Raw genomic sequence first — 18,877 nt, 5'->3', positions numbered from 1 at the left:
TGTTCATCAAACCGCAACCAAACCCAAGCGGAGGGTCACGTCACCCGACAAACGAGCCCTCTGAGCAGCATCTCAACACCCCACTATCCCTTTCTCCCATACTTGGTCTGCCCCCCATCAATCCCCGGGTGGGCATTTCTTAACTGGGCTTAATGACCGACGCTTTGGTAGTGGTCGAGCTGACGTCTCCAAATGAGGTACGCCAGCGCGACCAGGACCACGCCCAGCAGCGGGCCAGCCAGCGCCCACGGGTTGTCCAGCTTGCCCAGCACGACGCTCGCGGGTACGTACGCCACAAAGGCGACCGGCAGCACGAAGGTGAGCAGCCATTCGGTCACCCCGCCGAAGATCTTCATCGGGTAGGACCCGAACTTGCTGAAGATGTCGTCGACGAAGACGCGCAGGGCGAAGGTGTCGATCATGCGTAGCGCCAATGAGCACAGCGTCAGGAAGAAGGCGGCCTCGATGAGTGCGCCGCCGACGATCGCCAGAAAGCAGAAGGCGATGAGCCAGGCGTTCCAATCGATCTGCGCGTTCCGCCCGGCGACGGCGAGCAGTGTCACGCCCACGAGCAGGTCGCCGAACTGGACGATGCCCATCCGATTGCCCATGAGCTGGACGAGGGGGTTGAGCGGGCGTAGCAGGAAGCGGTCGAACTCCCCGTTGCGTACCACCCAGTGGATGTCGTTCACGCTCATCAGGGGTATCATCGCCAGGGCGTGGGCGGTCAGGCGCAGGCCGTACAGAAAGGCGATCTCCGCCAGGCCCCAGCCCGCCAACGAGGGGAAGGTGTGCATCACCACCCAGATGAAGGCGAACCCGGTGCCCTGCCAGAGCGCGCCGCTGAGGATGCCGATCACGGTGTTCAGGCGGTACTGCATGGCGCCGCGGGCGGAGGCGCGCTGGAGCATGACGTACAGGCGCAGGGAACGGAAGACCTCAGCCACCCTGGATCACCACCCGCCGGTGAGCCCGGAACCACGTCAGCACGAGCAAACCCGACAGCCCCGCGATCCAGCCAACCTCGACCAGGACAGGTCCTGAGACGTCGGGGATGTGTCCGATGTAGACGGCCGCGGGCACGTAGCCCATGTACTTGAAGGGCAGGATCTCGGCCAGCACGCCGAGGAAGCCGGGGAAGAAGGCGAGCGGCACCATCGTCCCGGCGAAGAACTGGCTGACCAGCCAGTAGAGCAGCGAGATGGCACCGGTCTCCATCGTCCAGAAGCCAATCAGGCTGACCAGCAGCGCCAGTTGCACGGCGATCACGTACCCGAGCGCCAGAGTGATCAGGTAACCGAGGCCGTTGACCGGCACGGTGATCGAGCCGACCAGGAGAACCACCGGGATCACCGGGGCGAGCAGCAGCAGCCCGCCCAAGGTGTTGCCGATCTGGAAAGCGGCCATCTGCCTCAGGTAGCCGACCGGGCGGGCCAGGTCGAAGAAGACCATGCCGGTGCGGATGCGGTCGTGCATGGTGCGGGCGACGATGGTGTGGGTGGCGAAGGCCTGCAGGTTGGCCAGGGTCAAGTAGATCAGCAGCGCGTCCAGCGTGAGCCCGGCTGCCGAGGCCCGCGAGCCGTACACCGAAGTCCAGATCATGCGCAGCAGGAACACTTGGGCGACCAGCGTGACGCAGGTGATGGTGATGTTGCTGCGGTATGCCAGGGCGAGGCGGAAGCCGATGCGCGTCATCGGGTGTAGATCCCTTTGATCACGCTCTCCAGGTCGGGTTCCACGATCGACAGGTCGCGGATGATGTGTTCGGCGGCGATTGAGGCGATCATGCCCGGCAGGTCGTCGTGGATTTCGAAGACGTAGCGGCCCTCGCCGTCCCGTGACACGCCGCGCACCTCCTCCGGGTCGGATTCCAGCGTGACCACCAGCCGCCGGGGCTCGTTGACCAGGACGTCAATGGCGCCGTCGAAGAGCACTTTGCCGTGGTCGATGAGGATGATCCGCTTGCACAGCGCTTCGACATCGGCCAGATCGTGCGTGGTGAGGATGACGGTGGTGCGCCCGGCGCGGTTGGTCTCGACGATGAACTCGCGCACGGCTTCCTTTTTCGTGACATCGACGGCGAGGCCGTGAAACAGGCCCAGGCGTTCTGGCGCGGTGTGGTGACAGGGTCGTTCCGATCCATGGGCTTCTGAGGGAGGGCGACTCCCCTCTACCCGTCGCAGTGCCCGATGAGGTTCGTGCTCCAGCCTCGTGAAGGCGATCCAGCCTTGCCTCTTCGTACCTGCGACGCGGGCGTAGACCCAGGTGCTGCCGTGGCCGTTGCAGGGCCGGTAAGAAACGTGTCATGAGCCCCAGTGCGCCACGAGGCGCTGAATGTCCGCCTTCTTCGCGTCCCGGGGGCGTGCGGGCCGGCCGCGATCCGCTCCTGCCGCTGAAGCGGTCAGGGGCCGCCGCAACCCCCGCCGCACCCGCCGCCGCCCGGTGCGTCACCGCTGCCTCTACTGCCTGGGCGCCGGTACGAGGTCGGCGGCGGGCCGTAAAGCGCCTCATACAGCTCTCGCTGGTCGTACAGAGCGATCGCGACGGGCCCTTGAGCGGCCTGCGGGGGATTGTCCTTCCTGGCCGACTCAAGAACGTGTTGACCTGCGGGTGTCGGCCTCTGCAAGCGCCAGTCGTCGTACTTGAACGACGTGATCAGCACGGTCAGCAACGCCACCGCGAGGACACACGCGGCGAGCACCAGCGGATCGGTCAGGCGGCGTCCCAGAAGTTCCAGATACGGCCCGTGAAACAGCTCCTCGCGTACCTGATACGTGTCCCGGCCTCCGGGATGACCGGCGACGAGCTGCAGCACCTGCTCGTCAAGAGGGTCGCTCGGCTCACGCCCGGATCTGACCTCATGGACGCGGCCGTCCCGGGACGCGCGCAGCGTCTGCGCCGCCACCTGGGTCGCGATGACGGCGAACGCGGTGTGCCACGCTCCGTTGGCCAGGTAGGCCAGCTCGTACGGCGTGAGTTCGCGCGGCTGGAAGACGGGCACGCCGGCCTTGAGGACGGCGACTTCGCGGCCGAGCGAGCGGAAGATGACGACGACAAGGACCGCCAGGACGATCGACGCGATCAGCAGGGCCAGGTGCATGAAGGTTCCTCCTGAGGGCTCCGAGACGAGCAGGCCGTGATCATCGTCGCCAGTACAGCCGCGTGCACAGCATCATCAGAACAACACAACCGTTACAAGTCGCTACTTATCGCCACGCGACGTAGTTTCGGGTGAACGCCGTCCTGCACCGCCTGCCGCACGGTCTCAGCGAGCCACTCGGCGGCCTCGCTCAGACCTGTGATCACCACGTTCCGCCCGCCACCAGCGGCGGTAGCCAGCCGGATCTGGCAGCGGACACCTCCGCCGAGCAGCCGGGCGAGCGCGTTCTCGCGGGCTTCCGGGATCGTGACCGTGGCCATCTCCTCCCAGCCGAACGCCCAGGACGTGCCGCCGTAGGCGTGGACGAGGCCGTGCTCGTACAGGATGAAAACCTCATCCGAGCGGGTGATCGACGGCCAGCCCAGCACCAGGCCCATACCGAAGGCGCCCAGCCCGGCCCCGCAGAGCATGGACGGGAAGACGCCGGCTCCGGCAGGAGCGGACCCGCTGTCGAGGAACACGATCGACGCGGCGCCGACGAATGCGGCGAGCGCGCCCAAGGGTACGGCGACCAGGCCTATCGTCCTGCTCCGGCGGTTGGCGACCGCGTGCCGCCTGATCTCCGTGCCCAGGTCCTGTACCGCTGCCTTGGTGCGGTAAGCTCCCGATAGCAGCTAGCCAAATTTGGCTAGCGAAGTTCGGGAGGGTTCGATGAAGCCGGTACGGCTGCTGGTCCTGGGCGCGCTGCGCAGGCGCGGGCGCGCCCACGGCTACCAGGTCCGCGCGGATCTGGAGTCGTGGGGCGCGCACGAGTGGTCGACCGCCACCTCGGGCTCGGTCTATCACGCGCTCAAGAGCATGGCCGGTCAGGGCCTGCTGGTGACGCACGAGACGGTCGCCTCCGAGGCCGGGGGGCCGCCGCGGATCGAGTACGAGCTGACCCAGCAGGGCGAGCGGGAATACCTCGACCTGCTGGGTCAGGCGCTGGCCGACCGCGAGCCGAGCCTGGACGTGCTGGGCGCCGCTGTCGGCCTCATCGAGGACCTTCCCCGGGAGCGGGCCCTGGAGTTGCTGCGCGAGCGGGCCCGCGCCATGCGCGAGTGGCGCGCGAGCATCACCGCGTACCTGCCCGAGGGCACGGATCTGGCGGCCTGGGGCCCGGTGGGCGAGGTGCTGTCCCTGTGGCTGAGCACCGCCGACGCCGGCGCCCAGTGGACCGACCGGATGATCCGCCGCCTGGAAGAGGGCGCGTTCACCATGGCCGGCGAATAGGAGTTCCCCCGATGGCCAACGAGATCGCCATACCGCTGCTTCCCTGCCGCTCCATCGACGAGATGGCCGACTTCTACACGATGCTCGGTTTCCGCCGGGTCTACTACCAGGTCCGGCCGAACCCGTACGTGTTGCTCAAGCGCGAGGATCTCCAGCTGGGCTTCTTCGGCATGCCGGAGGCGTTCAAGCCCGAAGACTCCTACGGGACCTGCGTGATCGTCGTGCCGGACACCGGAGAGCTGTTCGAGGCGTTCGCCGCGGGCATGCGCGCGGCGCACGGCAAGCTCCTGGTCTCCGGCATCCCCCGGATGACCCGGCCGCGCAGGCGGAAGAACGACGACAACCACTCCGGCTTCGCCGTCATCGACCCCGGCGGCAACTGGATCCGCTTCATGGCCGCCCGCCCCCTGCCGGAGAAGGAGGAGGCCACGAGCAGGCTCACCACCTCGCTGAACCGGGCGGTCGTGATGGGCGACTCCAACGGCAATCACGAGCGGGCGGCCGAGATCCTGGACGGCGCCCTGGAACGGGACAAGGACACCGCGCCGGCGGCCGAGCTGCTGGAGGCGCTGGTCTACCGGGCCGAGCTCGCCGTCCGCGCCAAGGACCACGCCGCCGCCGGGCACGCCCTGGCCCGGGCGCGCACCCTCACCCTGACCGAGGCAGAACGCGAGCAGCTCGCCCAGCCCCTGGCGGCCATCGACGACCTCGAGGCCGTGCTGGATCTCTGACCGAGTGCGGCGCTTGCGCGGGCCCGCCGAGCGGGGCGGCTGGTCGCGCACGCGGGTCATGATGTCGCCGAGGTAGCGCATGTCCTCCTCAAGGACTGCGCCGTAGGCCGGGGTCTGTGCTCAGCTCGGCTGGCCCGCGTTTGGGCAGGCCGTGTTTCAACGGTCCCAGGTCAACGTTTCCGGTGGTCAGCCAGATGCGTTGGATGTTCGGCGGATGCTACGGCAACCCCGTCACGGGGGAGAGGAAGACGACCAGAGGCGGACGTCCCCCAAAACGCAACCCCATAGCGCCCCTCCCGGGAGTAGCCGCGTGGGGCGGCGGCCATCTCAGCGAAGCTTCCGCCCCCGGCACCCCGGCGTCGTATCAACGAAGACCACACCGGCCCATCAGCGGGGGAGCGCCCCCCAGATCACTGCCCCCGTTTGCCCCGCAACAACGGATGCGCCCGCATCGCCACCTCCAGCTCACCCGGCAGCTCATCCCGATAACGCCCCAACGTCGACAGATCACTGTGCCCCAGCACCCGCCGCACCGCATCCATGTCCACCGCATCGGCCAGCAAATGCGTCGCCGTCGTATGCCGCAACCCATGCGGCGTCACCGAACGCCGCTGATCAGGATCCACCCGCCGCTGCACCCGATCAATCACCGCCTGCACATCCCCACGCGCCAACCGCCGCCCCCGCCACGACAACAACAACGCCTTGTCCTCCACCCCCGGCCGCCCCCGCGCCAGATACACCTGCAACACAAGCGCCACATCATCCGGCAACGGCACATCCCGCGTCCGCCCGCCCTTACCGAAAATCCGCCAATACCGCACCCCGTCGTTGGTGAAGAAATCCTCCACATTCGCCCGCACCAACTCCGACACCCGAGGCCCCACCGTCGACAACAACAACACGATCAACGCATCCCGCAACTCCGTACGCTGATCACGCCGCTTACCCTCCGCCACGGGAGCCTCCTGCAGATCCCGCGCCGCCCCGATCAACCCCTGCGCCTGCTCCCGCGTCAACGCCCGCCGCTGCGGCCGCAACCCGCCCCGCTCCTTGGCCGTCACCGTCGAGCGCGTCATCGGATTGACCTGCACCCACCCCACCAGCTCCGCATGCTTGAACAACGCCGAAATCGAGCGCCGGAAACGCGCCTGCGACGACGGCGACTGCCCCCTGCCGCCACCACCGGCCGCACTGCGCCCATCCGGCTTACGCGCGAACGCCAAAAGAACGGCGTCCACATCCTCACCCGTCAGATCATCCAGCACCGCCCCCGCACCGGCCAGCACCACCAACGTCGCCACATCCCGCGCATACACCTCCGCCGTCGACGCCGACAACGCCCCCGTCACCGTCCGCGCCCGCACCAGCTCCACATAACGATCAGCCGCCTCCGCCACCGTCACCCGAACCAGCTCCGCAGGCCGCACCCGCATCCTCCCTCACCTCGTCGCACACCACGACTCGCAAGGACGACGGTAGCGGCCCGCACCGACAGAAACTCAGATGTCGCGGAACGTCTCGATGCGCGCCCCCAACGCGTTCAGCCGCTCCGCCAGATCCTCATACCCCCGGTTGATCACATACACATTCCGCAGCACCGACGTGCCCTCGGCCGCCATCATCGCCAGCAGCACCACCACCGCCGGCCGCAACGCCGGCGGGCACATCATCTCCGCACTACGCCACCGCGTCGGACCCTCCACCAGCACCCGATGCGGATCCAGCAACTTCACCGACGCACCCAGCCGCGTCAGCTCCGTCAGATAGATCGCCCGATTGTCATACACCCAGTCGTGAATCAGCGTCGACCCCTGAGCCGCGGCCGCGATCGCCGCGAAAAACGGCACATTGTCGATGTTCAGCCCCGGGAACGGCATCGGATGGATCTTGTCGATGGGGGAGACGAGCTTCGACGGCCGCACCGTCAGATCCACCAGCCGCGTACGCCCATTCGCCGCCGCGTACTCCCGCCCCCGATCATGATCGAGCCCCATCTCCTCCAGCACCGCCAGCTCGATCTCCAGGAACTCCACCGGCACCCGGCAGATCGTCAGCTCCGACGACGTCACCACCGCCGCCGCCAGCAGACTCATCGCCTCCACCGGATCCTCAGAAGGGGAGTAGTCCACATCCCGCTCGATCTCCGCCAGGCCATGCACCGTCAGCGTCGTCGTGCCGATGCCCTCCACCCGCACCCCGAGCTGCTCCAGGAAGAAACACAGATCCTGCACCATGTAATTGGAAGAGGCATTACGGATCACCGTCACCCCGTCATGCCGCGCCGCCGCCAGCAACGCGTTCTCCGTCACGGTGTCACCCCGCTCGGTCAGCACGATCGGACGCGACGGCGCCGCCCCCCGATCCACCCGCGCGTGATAGAACCCACCCGTCGCCGTGATGTCCAGCCCGAAATGACGAAGCGCCGACATGTGCGGCTGCACCGTCCGCGTCCCCAGATCACACCCACCCGCGTACGGAATCTGGAACTGCTCCGTCCGATGCATCAACGGCCCCAGGAACATGATCACACTCCTGGTACGGCGAGCCGCCTCGGTGTCCATCGCCTCCAGCTCCAACCGCGCCGGAGGCACGATCTCCAGATCGCTGCCCTCGTTGATCCACCGCGCCCGCACCCCGATCGAGGCCAGCACCTCCAGGATCCGGTACACCTCCTCGATCCGCGCCACCTTACGCAAGATCGTCCGCCCCGAGTTCAGCAGCGACGCGCACAGCAACGCCACACACGCGTTCTTCGAGGTCTTGACATCGATGCTGCCCGACAACCGCCGGCCGCCCACCACCCGCAAATGCATCGGCCCCGCATACCCCAGCGACACGATCTCGCTGTCGAGCGCCTCACCGATCCGGGCGATCATCTCAAGACTGATGTTCTGGTTACCGCGCTCGATCCGGTTCACCGCACTCTGACTCGTCGCCAGAGCATCCGCGAGCTGAAGCTGCGTCCAACCACGATGCTGGCGCGCGTCCCGGATCAGCCGGCCGATCCGCACAAGGTAGTCATCTGCCACAACACGAGACCATATCTCACATATGAGATGCACCCGCACCCGCGGTCGCCGACTCGCCGGACAACTCCCGATGACCCGCCAAATGCGCCGGAGTAGCCTGCGCCTTCACCTTGTGCACGAACAACCGCCGCGCCTCCCGGAACCCATGCCGATCCTCGAACATGTCCCGGCTCATCTCCGCCAACTCCTCAGCCCGGAAAGCATCCAACGGCTTACGCCGCTCGTCAACCTCCCGCGCCTGCCGACGCCCCGCCAGCAGCCGATCATAACCCGGATCCGCCGCCAACCGCTCCGCGTACTCCAGCACCCGCCGCTCGAACTCCAGCCGCCCCCCATCCAACGACCGATCAGCCAACCCCAGCTCCACCGCCTCGGCCGCCCCGATCGGCAACGCCTCCTGCGTCAACCGCCGAGCCACCTCCGCGCCCACCCGACGCGGCAACGTATACGTCCACAACTCACTCCCGAACAACCCCATCGTCCGATAATGCGGATTCAACACCACCGACTCACGCACCACCACCCGATCAGCACCCAACCCCAACATCACCCCACCCGCACCCGCATTCCCACCAATCGACGTCACCACCAACTGATTCGAACACGCCACGATCTCCCGGCACACCCCATTGATCGCATTGATGTTCAACCACGCCTCCAACTCCGGATGACGCGCCGCCTCGATCACATTCAGATGAATCCCATTCGAAAACGCCTCCCCACCCCGCACCACCAGCACCCGCGTATCCTGCGCCACCGCATACCGCAACGCCGCCGCCAACCGCCGGCACTGATCCGTCGACATCGCCCCGTTGTAGAAATCAAAACTCACCACCCCCACCCCATCACTACGGTCATACGTGATCTCGCTGTACCCCGACCGCTCCGGCGCCCCCGACACCAAATCACCCAACGCCATCGCCGCCGGCAACTTCACCGCACCCTCACGCTCCAACCGCAGATGACCCACCCACACCGACCCATCACCGGTATGCACCAACACCGCACCCTCACGCCGCGCCGCCACCTCACCGGGAACCCCCGCCAACTCCGGACCCCGATACACGTCGAACACCCGCACCGGCAGATCACACAACCGCACCCGCCCACCCGGAGAACCATCAGCCGCCCGAACCCGCCGCAACACCTCCTCCGTCGACTCCTCCCACGAAAACTCCCGATCCGCATGCCGCATCGCCCGCCGCAACCGCCCCCGCACCTCAGGCGAACGATAATCCAACGGCACCGGCGCGAACTGCGGATCAGCCGCCTTCACCGCCACCTCCGCCACCAACTCCACCGCCGCATCGGCCACCGGCCCGTTGTACAACGCCGACTTACGCGGCGCCTCCGACGGCATCACGAACGTCCGATACCCCCAGATCGGACCCGCGTCCATCTCCTCCACCGCCTGCAACGCCGTCACCCCCCACTCGGGCTCGCCGTCCACGATCGCCCAATCCAGCGACGACGGCCCCCGGTCCCCGGGAGGCCCCGGGTGAATGATCACCGTACGGTGCCCCTGCCACAACCGCTCCGGCACCCGTTCCTTCAAAAACGGGCAGATCACCAGATCCGGCTTGTGCAACTCGGCCGCCTCCACCATCGCCTGCTCCGAGACGGCCAGCTCGACACTCACGTCATGACCGGCCCGCCGCAACTCCAGCCAGGCACGCTGGGTCAGGCCATTGAACGCGGAACAGAGCAGCAAGATACGCAACGCGGGGCTTCTTTCACAGAGCAGGTGCAGACGTTCGGCGCGGGTCGCGAGGGGACGTGGTCAGCTCAGCCGGACGTGGCTGTCCCGCCAGTCTCGCCCATTAAAGACTGTCCCATATGACCCATACATGCATTGATGCTGACATGAAACTTCGACTGCCGATGACGCTTCACCGCAAAAGCCCGCCCGGACCAGCCCCAATTGACCCGCTTTGCCCGAAAAGTTCCCTCCGGACAGAGAAGGCCGCCCATCCTGGAACCCCAGCCGAAACCCACTCCGGCCCGGGGGAGACCGGCCGCGCTCCGTAACAAAACGATCAAGCCGGGGGAGAGGGACGCGCCCGCCGTCCGGACGGGGACCGCGCCGGGACGCCCAAGGCGTGCCTGGCGCACGCGCGCCACCGCGACCGGGCACCGGGTGGCTCAAAAATGTGACAGATCGCCCTTCTAGGCAGAAAATACTGCATACCAGACAGAACCCTCATTCTGTTTGGTATGGGATGAGATGTCGGATTTGGGCATCATAAGCGGCTGACGAAGCGGGCAGCGGCGCGCTGGCTCATCCCGGTCTCGCCGCGCACGAGGAAGACGGCGTCCCGGATCTGGCCGAGCGCCTTCAGCTCCCGAGCTTGATCGACAAGGTCGGAACTCGGGCTGGGCCGGTTGCGCGGGTTCCTGGTGAGCCGGACGGCCAAGATGATCAGCCAGATGGCGGCGGCGGTGACGACGGCGGTGATCGCCGTGAGGGCGGGGACGCTGATGTCGAGGGGCATGTGTGGGCGTCTGCCCGGGTGTGAGCGCTTTATTCGACGCCCTCGTTCGTTGCTTGATAATGAACATTATGTCAAGTAGACCTCCTCTGGGGCCGGGAAGGCCGGGAAGATTTTCGTCGCCTGCCAGTTGAGTCGAGGCGCGCTGCCACCGGGCGGCAAGCAGACGTTGGGCAGCTGGGGCGCGAAGGCGGTTACTGAGGTACGACCGCTTCTATCGGTTGCGGCGCGCTGTTCTCGGCCGGGCTCGATGGTGGCGAGACCTGAAGGGTCGAGAGCGCCCTCCACGACCACGTCCTCGGCCTGTGCAAGCTTGGCGCGGGCGGTCGGGCTCGACTGGCGGACGAGAATTTTTTGGTGTGCCCCGCGGCGTGCTGCCGGCGGGTGTTCGGGGGTGGTGAGCTGGGGTTTGGCGGGGCTGGGTGGTGGTGTGGCGGTGTTGACGGCGGTATTGACGCTCTGTTGATTCGCTGTCGCTGGTGGGTGAGGTGGCTTTAGGGTGGAGCTCTGCTATTCGCGTCGCGAGAGGAGCAGTCGGTGGGGAGTCAGTCGGTGTTATGTCCGGTGTGTCAGGGGGTCGTGCCCGCGTCCGGCAAGGAGGCGTACACGGCGCTGCGGGGGCGGCTGATCGTGACGAACGGCTACTGCGCGGGCGGGTGTGCCGAGCGGGCCGAGGCGGCGGCTGATCAGGTGCGGCAGGAGGAGCAGGCGCAGGTGGTGCTTCCGCTGCGGCAGGAGGTGCCGGTGCGGGTGGCGCGCTGATCGTGGTGTTGTTGTCCCCCGGGTGCGGGCCCGGGGGTTATTGGTGTCCGTCGGTGGTGTGCCAGTAGTCGCGGGTGTGGGTGGCCAGGCCGTCGGGGTCGAAGCGGGCGAAGACGCATCCGGCGAGGGTGATGGGCTGGCCGTTGTCGTGGGCGTGGACGTGGAATTCGATGGCGGCGTGGTCGCCGTCGACGATGGGGGTGGTGAAGGTGACGTGGGGGTCGCTTTCGCCGGTGAAGGACCAGGTGATGTAGTCGGCGATGGCCTGTTTTCCGTGGTGTGGGGGGCGGAAGGGCATGCTGGTGTGGGTGGCGTTGTCGTGGTAGAGGGCGGTGATGGCCTCGACGTCGTGGTGGGTCCAGCCGTGTTGCCAGGTGTCGGCGAATCGTTGGGCGGCTTGTCGGGTGTTCATGGGCTCCATTGTGGGGGTGTGGGCGGGTGGGTGTGGGGTGTTCGGGGGTAGGGGTGGACGGCGGTGACGGCGCTGGTGGGCAGGGGGCCGTAGAGGTGGGGGTAGCCGTTTTCTGTGCGGATGTCGAGGCCGGTGGGGTCGATGTCGAGGATGAGCAGGGGTTGGGTGATGTGGTGGTAGTAGGTGGTGTGGACCTGGTGGAGTTGGGTGAGGTTGTGGCTGCAGTGGATGAAGCCTTCTTGGTCGAGGGTGCGGCCGAGGGTGGAGATGCGGTACTCCCCCGTTTGGCGGGCGTGGTGCCAGTCGGTGGCGAGGGCGAGGTGGTGGATCATGGGGTCCATTCGCTGTCGAGGATGGCGTAGATGGTTTCGCTGGCCCATTCGTCTTTGACGTGTGCGTTGTCGATGAGGGTGGCTTCGTGGCGCATGTGGAGTTTTTCCAGGACGCGGGCTGAGGCGGTGTTGCGGGCGTCGAGGCGGCCGGTGATGCGGTGGAGGCCGAGGTCGTCGAAGCCGAGGCGGAGCATGGCGTGGGCGGCTTCTGGGGCGTAGCCGTGGCCGTGGTGGTCGGGGTGGAGGATGTAGCCGATTTCGCCTTGGCGGTGTTGTTTGCTGGTCCAGATGAGCAGGCAGTGGCCGATGAGGTGGCCGGTGGTGCGCAGGGTCATGGCGAGTTCGATGGCGTCGCCTTCGTCGTGGAGGGTGGTGCGGGTGATTTTTTTGTCCAGGAGGGTGCGGGTGGTGTCGCGGTCGCGGGGGCCCCAGTAGAGGTAGCGGGCGACGTCGGGGCGGGATTCGTAGGCGTGGAGGGCGTCGAGGTCGTCGGGGGTGAAGGGGCGCAGGTGGAGGCGGGCGGTGGTGATCGGGTAGTGGGGTTTGAGCACGGAGGAAGTGTAGGGAGTGGTCAGGGGGGCGGCAACGCGTTTTCGGGGGGGTGGGTTCAGTGGGCGCCTGCGAGGTTGAGGATGACGACGCCGCCGATGATGAGGAGGATGCCGCCGATTTTGAGGGGGGTGAGGGTCTCCCCCATGAAGGCGGCGCCGATGAGGGCGATGGCGGCGGTTCCGGCGCCGGACCAGATGGCGTAGGCGGTGCCGATGTCGAGGTGGAGTTTGAGGACTTGGGCCAGGAGGGTGAAGGAGGTGATGTAGCCGGCGGCGACGGTGATGGTCCAGCCGGGGTGGGTGAAGCCGTTGCTGAGTTTGAGTGCGGAGGTGGCCAGGACCTCCGAGGCGATGGCGAGGGTGAGCAGGAGCCAGGCCATGGGTCCCCCAGGGCTGAAGGTGGTGTGGGCGTGGTGATTTTAGCTGGGGGGTTGGTGGGTGTTCCGGGGGGCGGGTGTGTGGGTTCCGCTTGAAAAGGGTGTCGAATGCGTGTTCCACTGGGGGTGTGGGTTGGGACGCGCTTTCGCTGGTTGACGCCGCTGATGATCGGCCGCTGATTGAGCGGCGTGCGGTGGTGCGTGGTGGGTTTTATGAGATGCAGGCTCGTACGGTGATCGAGCGGGTGGCGGAGGCGGCGGGTGTCGCGCAGGGGTGGGGTGTGTCTCCTTATCGGGGTTGTGTTCATGCGTGTTTGGGGTGTGGTGCTCGTGCGGGTCATCGGCGGCTGGGGTTGGAGGCGGGCCGGGATTTCGATGAGCGGATCGTGGTGAGGCCGAATGCGGTGGCGCGGTTGCGGGCGGAGCTTGAGCGGTGGGGTGGTCAGGAGTTGGCGGTGGGGGTCGGTGGTGATTGTTATCAGGTGGCTGAGGAGAGGTATCGGCTGATGCCTGGGGTGATTGGCGCTCTGGCGGAGGTGGGGGTGCCGTTCACGGTGTATACGAAGAGTGCGTTGGTGTTGCGGGATGCGGCGTTGCTGGCGGGGGCGGGTGCGCGGGTGGCGGTGTCGATCGCGTTCGTGGATGAGCGGATCCGGCGGGCGGTTGAGCCGGGTGCGCCGACGGCGCAGGCGCGGTTGGAGTTGGTGTCGGCGTTGGTGGAGGCGGGGGTGGAGTGCCGGGTGCGGATGGCGCCGGTGTTGCCGTTGCTGAGTGATGCGGCGGATCAGTTGTCGGCGACGGTGCGGCGGATCGCGTCGGCGGGGGCTCGGGGGGTGGAGGCGGTGGTGTTGCGGCTGCCGCCGGGGACGCGTGAGTGGTATGTGGGGTGGTTGGGGCGGGCGCATCCGCAGTTGGTGGCGCGGTATGAGGAGTTGTATGACCGGGCGGGGTTGCCGTCGCCGGTGTATGAGGGGCGGATTACGGGGCAGATCGCGCAGTTGTGCCGGGTGTATGGGATGGGGTGTGGGGTTCCGGAGGTGGGGCGTGGTGAGCCGCGGGCGGCGCAGTTGGCGCTGGTGTGAGTCCGTTCTTCTCCCCCGGTGTGCTTCAGCGTGGGCTGGGGTTTTTTCTGGGTGGTAGTCGTTCGCTGAGGAGTACGGCGCAGGCTGTGACGGTTGTCAGGCCGCCGGTGAGGAAGGTGTGCCGTACGTCGGTGAGGGGCAGGACCAGTCCCCCGAGTGCGGCGCCTGCTGCGATGCCGGCGTTGTAGGCGCCGGAGTTTGCCGCGAGTGCGATGTCGGTGCGGCCTGGTGCGCAGCGCAGCATCTCGTTTTGGGTGGTCATGAATACGGGGCCCATGACGGCCCAGAACAGGGCCTGGGCGAGCGCGGTCAGCAGGCGTGCCACCAGGAGCAGCCAGTAGGTGGTGGCCAGGAGGCCGGCCGCTGGCAGGGGGCACGTGGAGGCTGTGGGAGATGGGTTTCAGGAGGCCGATGGGCAGGTTCTCGGCGGTGTTGAAGGCGGCCGGCATCAGGGCCACCGCCGTCCTGTGCCATGCCGGTTGTGTCTGTTGTTCGGCCCTGCCCATGGGGTTACCTCATCGGGCTGGCTGGTCGGGTGGCAACCGGATTTCGTCTGTGTGCGGGCGGGTCAGACGCGGCGGGTCAGGAGCATGCCGGGCCAGTCCCCCACGGTGAAGGGGGTGGCGCGGGTGAAGCCGCATTTTTCGTAGTAGGTGATGAGGCGGCCGTCGTCGCCGGCGTAGCAGTCGACGCGCAGCAGGCTGACGCCGCGGGTGCGGGCTTCGTCGGCGGCCCAGTCGAGCAGGGTGCTGCCGACGCCGTGGCCGGCGTGGCGGCGGTCGATGACCAGGGCTTGGACGTAGAGTTCGGGTTCGGTGGCGGGGGTGATGTAGTCGTGGGCGGCGCCGACGACGAGGCAGCCTGCCGCTTGGCCGTCGCGTTCGGCGATGCGCATGCCGCCGAGGTCGGCCCAGCCGGTGATCTGGCGGGTGCGTTTGGGGTTGCCGGTGAAGGGGTGGGTGCCCCATTGGCCGGTGCGGCCTTGGCTGGTGAGCCAGGTGACGGCGCTGTCGAACATGGCCAGGACGGTGGGGACGTCGCCGGGTCCGCCTTGGCGGATGTGCATGGTCAGGCCTTGCCGTTCAGGGCGCTGCCCTTTTTCCATTGTGAGTATGGCATTTGCCAAAAGCCCCAGCCGTTGTTCCATTCGAGTTCGCGGTTGGTGCCTTTGATGTCGACGACGTCGCCGCGCTGGAAGTTGTCGTAGAACCATTTGGCTTGGTCGGGGCGGGAGTTGATGCAGCCGTGGCTGACGTTGCGGACGCCTTGGGCCCAGACGTTGTCTTTGGCGTGGACGTATTCGCCGGAGTTGGAGATGCGGACGGCGTGGTCGATCATGACGTCGTAGTAGCCGGGGTCGCCTTTTTTGCGGCCTGGGGAGATCATGCGGACGGGGCTGCCGCGTTCCATGGTGAGGTGGACGCCGGAGGTGGTGGTGTATTCGCGGGTGGTGGCCATGCCGGCGCTGATGCGCATGGTTTGGACGCGTTTGCCGTCTTTGTAGACGTACATCATGTGTTTGGCGACGTCGACCTTGCTGATCTGTTTGGCGCCGATTTTGAGGGTGGCGTTGTAGTCCTTGACGCCGTAGAGGCCTTTGCCGCCCTTGATGCCGGTGATGCGGGCGTTGAAGGTGACCTTCTGGTGGGCGGGCCAGTATTTGGCGGTGCGGTAGATGACTTTGGTGTCGTCGATCCAGCGCCAGGCGCCGTCGACGGGCTTTTCCGCCTCGACTTCGAGGGCGCGCTCGATGGTGGCCTTGTTGGCGACGGGCTGGTTGAAGGTGACGATGATGGGGGCGCCGACGCCGACGGTCTCGCCCTTGGTGTGCGGGGTGACGTCGATGATCTGCAGCGGGCGTTCGGGTTTGACGGTGGTGAACGCGCTGGTGGCGGTGGTGGCGCCGGCGGTGGCCGAGACGTTGTAGCCGGTGGAGGGCTTGAGCGGGGTCTTGGAGACCCATTTGGTTTTGTCGGTGTTGAAGGTGCCGTCGAGTTGTTCGTCGCCGGCGTTGACGGTGACGGCCTCCAGGGCGCCGCCTTCGGAGGTGACGACGACCTTCTTGTCGGGGTTGACCTTGGCGTTGCCCTCGGCCGGGCTGATGGTGATGGTGGGGGCTTGGGGGGTGGCCGTGGTGGTGCCGGCGGGTGTGTCTTTCTGGCCCTGGGCGGCGGTGCCGCCGGCTGAGCAGGAGGCCGTCAGGGCTGCGGCGGCCAGCAGTGCGGCGGCGGTGGCGGGCTTCCTCCACGCGGGCACAACGTTCAAGACTGTCCTCTCCCCCAAGGCACCAATCGCACCTCAAAGAACCTTAATGCTCCTGCATGTAAGACGAGGAATCATTTGGGAGAGTTCGGTCACATTTCAATTACTTGTCGTGGCGCTGGTCAGCGGCTGGTCAGGCGGTGGGTGAGGCCGGTGTGGCGGCGTCCGGCGCCTTTGGTGCGCACGGCCTGGGCCAGCGCCCGCCGCGAGCCGACGATCACGACGAGTTTCTTGGCGCGGGTGATGGCGGTGTAGAGGAGGTTGCGCTGCAGCATCATCCAGGCGCTGGTGGCCAGCGGGATGACGACGGCGGGGTATTCGCTGCCCTGGGAGCGGTGGATGGAGACGGCGTAGGCGTGGGCGAGTTCGTCGAGTTCGTCGAAGGCGTAGTCGACCGACTCCTCCTCATCGGTCAGGACGGTCAGTTTGTGCTCGTCGGGGCGGATGTCGGTGACGATGCCGACGGTGCCGTTGAACACTCCTGCGGCGCCCTTGTCGTAGTTGTTGCGCAGCTGGGTGACCTTGTCGCCGACGCGGAAGACGCGCCCGCCGTAGCGGCGTTCCGGCATGCCCTCGCGGGCGGGGGTGAGGGCTTCTTGCAGGGCGGTGTTGAGGGCGCCCGCGCCGGCGGCGCCGCGGTGCATGGGGGCCAGGACCTGGATGTCGCGGCGCGGGTCGAGGCGGAACTTCCTGGGGATGCGGCGGGCGACGACGTCGACGGTCAGGGCGGCGATCTCCTCACTGTCCTCGCAGGGGAACAGGAAGAAGTCGTTCATGTTCTCCAGGACCGGGTGGCGGCCGGTGTTGACGCGGTGGGCGTTGACGACGACGCCGGACTCCTGGGCCTGGCGGAAGATCTGCGTCAGGCGCACGCGCGGGATGTCGTCGGCGGCCAGCAGGTCTTTGAGGACCTCGCCGGCGCCGACGGACGGCAACTGGTCGACGTCGCCGACGAACAGCAGGTGGGCGCCGGGCGCGACGGCTTTGACGAGCTTGTTGGCCAGCAGCAGGTCGAGCATGGAGGCCTCGTCGACGACGACGAGGTCGGCGTCGAGGGGGTTGTCGCGGTCGAAGGTGGCCTCGCCGCCGGGGCGCAACTGCAGCAGCCGGTGGACGGTGGTGGCTTCGTGGCCGGTCAGTTCGGCCAGGCGTTTGGCGGCGCGGCCGGTGGGGGCGGCCAGGATGACGCGGGCGCGTCTGGCGCGGGCCAGCGCCACGATGGAGCGTACGGTGAAGCTTTTGCCGCAGCCGGGGCCGCCGGTGAGCACGGCGACCTTCTCGGTCAGGGCCAGGCGGACGGCCTGGCGCTGTTCGGCGGCCAGTTCGGCGCCGGTCTGGCCGTGCAGCCATTGTTCGGCGCGTTCCCAGTCGACGTCGGCGAAGCCTTTGAGCCGGTCGTGGCCGCCTCGCAGCAGGCTCAGCAGGCCGGAGGCCAGGGACTGCTCGGCGCGGTGGAAGGGCGGCAGGTAGACGGCCGGGACGACGCCCTCGCCGGCGGGGATGGGCTCGCGGACGACGCCTTCGGCGGTGATGAGCTCTTCCAGGCAGGAGGTCACGAGGTCGGGCGGGACGTCGAGGATCTTGACGGCGTCGGCGGCGAGGTTGGGGGCGGGCAGGTAGCAGTGGCCGTCGTCGGCGGCCTGCGACAGGGTGTAGCGCAGGCCGGCTTTGACGCGTTCGGGGCTGTCGTGCGGGATGCCGACGGCCTGGGCGATGGTGTCGGCGGTCTTGAAGCCGATCCCCCACACGTCGTCGGCCAGCTGGTAGGGGCGCTCGCGGACGACGGCGACGGACTGCTCGCCGTACTGCTTGAAGATGCGCACCGCGATGGAGGTGGACACGCCCACCCCTTGCAGGAACACCATCACCTCTTTGATGATTTTCTGTTCGTCCCAGGCGGCGGCGATCATCTTGGTGCGTTTGGGGCCGAGGCCGGGCACTTCGACGAGGCGCTGCGGGTGGTGCTCGATGATGTCGAGGGTGTCGGTGCCGAAGTGGTCGACGATCCGCTCGGCCATTTTGGGGCCGATGCCTTTGATGAGGCCGGAGCCGAGGTAGCGGCGGATGCCCTGGACGGTGGCGGGCAGCACGGTGGTGTAGGAGCGCACCTCGAACTGGCGGCCGTAGCGGGGGTGGGAGGTCCAGCGTCCCTGCAGCCGCAGCGACTCCCCCACCTGGGCGCCGAGCAGCGGGCCGACCACGGTGAGCAGGTCGGTGCCGGTGCGTTGGGTGGCGACGCGGGCGATGGTGTAGCCGGTCTCCTCGTTGGCGTAGGTGATGCGTTCGAGGACGGCTGAAAGCTCGGTTAGGACGACACTTGCTGCACCTTCGCCCACCGTTCGAACCCTCCCGCGAGATCGTCTCCCGGGTCAGAGTAGAGGAACAGCGGCACATGAGGACGTTGCGGTCGGCGGGGGCCGCCGGCGGCTCGTCGGATGAGGGCCGCGTGTCCTGTTGGTGACGTGGGGGCGGCAT

Annotated in this window: 21 protein-coding genes; 4 read left to right on the top strand and 17 right to left on the bottom strand. The window is 67.4% G+C overall.

Features of this window, described 5'->3' with window-relative positions; translation table 11 throughout:
* Positions 1 to 149: 149 nt before the first annotated feature.
* The 5 genes from ACFOY2_RS33075 to ACFOY2_RS33055 all read right to left on the bottom strand — a co-directional run bounded on the left by ACFOY2_RS33075 (position 150) and on the right by ACFOY2_RS33055 (position 3,660).
* A complete protein-coding gene (locus ACFOY2_RS33075) occupies positions 150 to 947 on the bottom strand; it encodes an ABC transporter permease (RefSeq protein WP_379532029.1) in 798 nt (265 codons plus the stop codon).
* Positions 940 to 1,695 (bottom strand): ABC transporter permease, encoded by a 756-nt coding sequence (locus ACFOY2_RS33070; protein ID WP_379532028.1) that lies wholly within the window; start codon positions 1,693 to 1,695, stop codon positions 940 to 942. The genes ACFOY2_RS33075 and ACFOY2_RS33070 overlap by 8 nt, the downstream gene beginning before the upstream one ends.
* A complete protein-coding gene (locus tag ACFOY2_RS33065; protein ID WP_379532027.1) occupies positions 1,692 to 2,054 on the bottom strand; it encodes a hypothetical protein in 363 nt (120 codons plus the stop codon). Before ACFOY2_RS33065 ends, ACFOY2_RS33070 begins: the two co-directional genes overlap by 4 nt.
* Before the next feature lie 347 nt (positions 2,055 to 2,401).
* Positions 2,402 to 3,100 carry a hypothetical protein gene (locus tag ACFOY2_RS33060; RefSeq protein WP_379532026.1) on the bottom strand — a complete coding sequence of 233 codons (699 nt, stop codon included), beginning with the start codon at positions 3,098 to 3,100 and terminating at the stop codon, positions 2,402 to 2,404.
* A gap of 92 nt (positions 3,101 to 3,192) precedes the next feature.
* Positions 3,193 to 3,660 carry a hypothetical protein gene (locus ACFOY2_RS33055; protein WP_379532025.1) on the bottom strand — a complete coding sequence of 156 codons (468 nt, stop codon included), beginning with the start codon at positions 3,658 to 3,660 and terminating at the stop codon, positions 3,193 to 3,195.
* A gap of 151 nt (positions 3,661 to 3,811) precedes the next feature.
* Here ACFOY2_RS33055 and ACFOY2_RS33050 point away from each other — a divergent pair, with 151 nt between their 5' ends.
* Together ACFOY2_RS33050 and ACFOY2_RS33045 are read left to right on the top strand one after the other, a co-directional pair.
* Positions 3,812 to 4,372: a PadR family transcriptional regulator gene (locus ACFOY2_RS33050; protein ID WP_379532024.1), complete on the top strand. Its 561-nt coding sequence runs from the start codon at positions 3,812 to 3,814 to the stop codon at positions 4,370 to 4,372.
* Positions 4,373 to 4,383: 11 nt separating this feature from the next.
* A complete protein-coding gene (locus ACFOY2_RS33045; protein WP_379532023.1) occupies positions 4,384 to 5,103 on the top strand; it encodes a VOC family protein in 720 nt (239 codons plus the stop codon).
* Between the two features lie 410 nt (positions 5,104 to 5,513).
* Here the strand turns inward: ACFOY2_RS33045 and ACFOY2_RS33040 are convergent, their stop codons facing one another.
* The 4 genes from ACFOY2_RS33040 to ACFOY2_RS33025 form a co-directional block, all read right to left on the bottom strand.
* The gene (locus ACFOY2_RS33040) at positions 5,514 to 6,539 is read right to left on the bottom strand and encodes a tyrosine-type recombinase/integrase (RefSeq protein WP_379532022.1); all 1,026 of its coding nucleotides are present in this window, start codon (positions 6,537 to 6,539) and stop codon (positions 5,514 to 5,516) included.
* 66 nt (positions 6,540 to 6,605) lie between these two features.
* On the bottom strand, positions 6,606 to 8,135 hold the full coding sequence (locus ACFOY2_RS33035) for a helix-turn-helix domain-containing protein (protein ID WP_379532021.1): 1,530 nt from the start codon (positions 8,133 to 8,135) through the stop codon (positions 6,606 to 6,608).
* Positions 8,136 to 8,151: 16 nt separating this feature from the next.
* Positions 8,152 to 9,855, bottom strand: a complete 1,704-nt coding sequence (locus ACFOY2_RS33030) for an enoyl-CoA hydratase-related protein (protein WP_379532020.1) — start codon at positions 9,853 to 9,855, stop codon at positions 8,152 to 8,154.
* A 520-nt stretch (positions 9,856 to 10,375) separates the two neighbouring features.
* Positions 10,376 to 10,627 carry a hypothetical protein gene (locus tag ACFOY2_RS33025; RefSeq protein WP_379532019.1) on the bottom strand — a complete coding sequence of 84 codons (252 nt, stop codon included), beginning with the start codon at positions 10,625 to 10,627 and terminating at the stop codon, positions 10,376 to 10,378.
* 534 nt (positions 10,628 to 11,161) lie between these two features.
* Here ACFOY2_RS33025 and ACFOY2_RS33020 point away from each other — a divergent pair.
* Positions 11,162 to 11,386: a hypothetical protein gene (locus tag ACFOY2_RS33020; RefSeq protein WP_379532018.1), complete on the top strand. Its 225-nt coding sequence runs from the start codon at positions 11,162 to 11,164 to the stop codon at positions 11,384 to 11,386.
* Positions 11,387 to 11,423: 37 nt separating this feature from the next.
* Here ACFOY2_RS33020 and ACFOY2_RS33015 read toward each other — a convergent pair whose 3' ends face one another.
* Genes ACFOY2_RS33015 through ACFOY2_RS33000 form a run of 4 tightly spaced genes read right to left on the bottom strand, consistent with a single transcriptional unit; the run spans position 11,424 to position 13,061 of the window.
* Positions 11,424 to 11,798: a nuclear transport factor 2 family protein gene (locus ACFOY2_RS33015; RefSeq protein ID WP_379532017.1), complete on the bottom strand. Its 375-nt coding sequence runs from the start codon at positions 11,796 to 11,798 to the stop codon at positions 11,424 to 11,426.
* On the bottom strand, positions 11,795 to 12,139 hold the full coding sequence (locus ACFOY2_RS33010) for a DUF952 domain-containing protein (protein WP_379532016.1): 345 nt from the start codon (positions 12,137 to 12,139) through the stop codon (positions 11,795 to 11,797). Before ACFOY2_RS33010 ends, ACFOY2_RS33015 begins: the two co-directional genes overlap by 4 nt.
* Complete coding sequence (locus ACFOY2_RS33005; RefSeq protein WP_379532015.1) at positions 12,127 to 12,681, bottom strand: GNAT family N-acetyltransferase; 555 nt, start codon at positions 12,679 to 12,681, stop codon at positions 12,127 to 12,129. Before ACFOY2_RS33005 ends, ACFOY2_RS33010 begins: the two co-directional genes overlap by 13 nt.
* A 56-nt stretch (positions 12,682 to 12,737) precedes the next feature.
* Positions 12,738 to 13,061, bottom strand: coding sequence for a DMT family transporter (locus tag ACFOY2_RS33000; RefSeq protein ID WP_379532014.1), 324 nt, complete (start codon positions 13,059 to 13,061; stop codon positions 12,738 to 12,740).
* A gap of 125 nt (positions 13,062 to 13,186) precedes the next feature.
* Between ACFOY2_RS33000 and ACFOY2_RS32995 the strand changes: the two genes are divergently transcribed.
* Complete coding sequence (locus ACFOY2_RS32995) at positions 13,187 to 14,140, top strand: radical SAM protein (RefSeq protein ID WP_379532013.1); 954 nt, start codon at positions 13,187 to 13,189, stop codon at positions 14,138 to 14,140.
* A 25-nt stretch (positions 14,141 to 14,165) separates the two neighbouring features.
* On the opposite strand, the gene ACFOY2_RS32990 is transcribed toward ACFOY2_RS32995, so the two are convergent.
* The 4 genes from ACFOY2_RS32990 to recD2 form a co-directional block, all read right to left on the bottom strand.
* Positions 14,166 to 14,492, bottom strand: coding sequence for an MFS transporter (locus tag ACFOY2_RS32990; protein ID WP_379532093.1), 327 nt, complete (start codon positions 14,490 to 14,492; stop codon positions 14,166 to 14,168).
* A gap of 216 nt (positions 14,493 to 14,708) precedes the next feature.
* The gene (locus tag ACFOY2_RS32985) at positions 14,709 to 15,206 is read right to left on the bottom strand and encodes a GNAT family N-acetyltransferase (protein WP_379532012.1); all 498 of its coding nucleotides are present in this window, start codon (positions 15,204 to 15,206) and stop codon (positions 14,709 to 14,711) included.
* Positions 15,207 to 15,208: 2 nt separating this feature from the next.
* Entirely contained in the window at positions 15,209 to 16,396 is a 1,188-nt protein-coding gene (locus ACFOY2_RS32980) for a L,D-transpeptidase (RefSeq protein WP_379532092.1), read from the bottom strand.
* Between the two features lie 128 nt (positions 16,397 to 16,524).
* The gene (recD2, locus tag ACFOY2_RS32975) at positions 16,525 to 18,738 is read right to left on the bottom strand and encodes an SF1B family DNA helicase RecD2 (RefSeq protein WP_379532011.1); all 2,214 of its coding nucleotides are present in this window, start codon (positions 18,736 to 18,738) and stop codon (positions 16,525 to 16,527) included.
* Positions 18,739 to 18,877: the final 139 nt, after the last annotated feature.

Source organism: Nonomuraea purpurea (assembly GCF_042650645.1).
Lineage (GTDB): Bacteria > Actinomycetota > Actinomycetes > Streptosporangiales > Streptosporangiaceae > Nonomuraea > Nonomuraea purpurea.
Note: the sequence above shows the minus strand (reverse complement) of the source record. Positions and strands in the feature narration are given on the sequence as shown.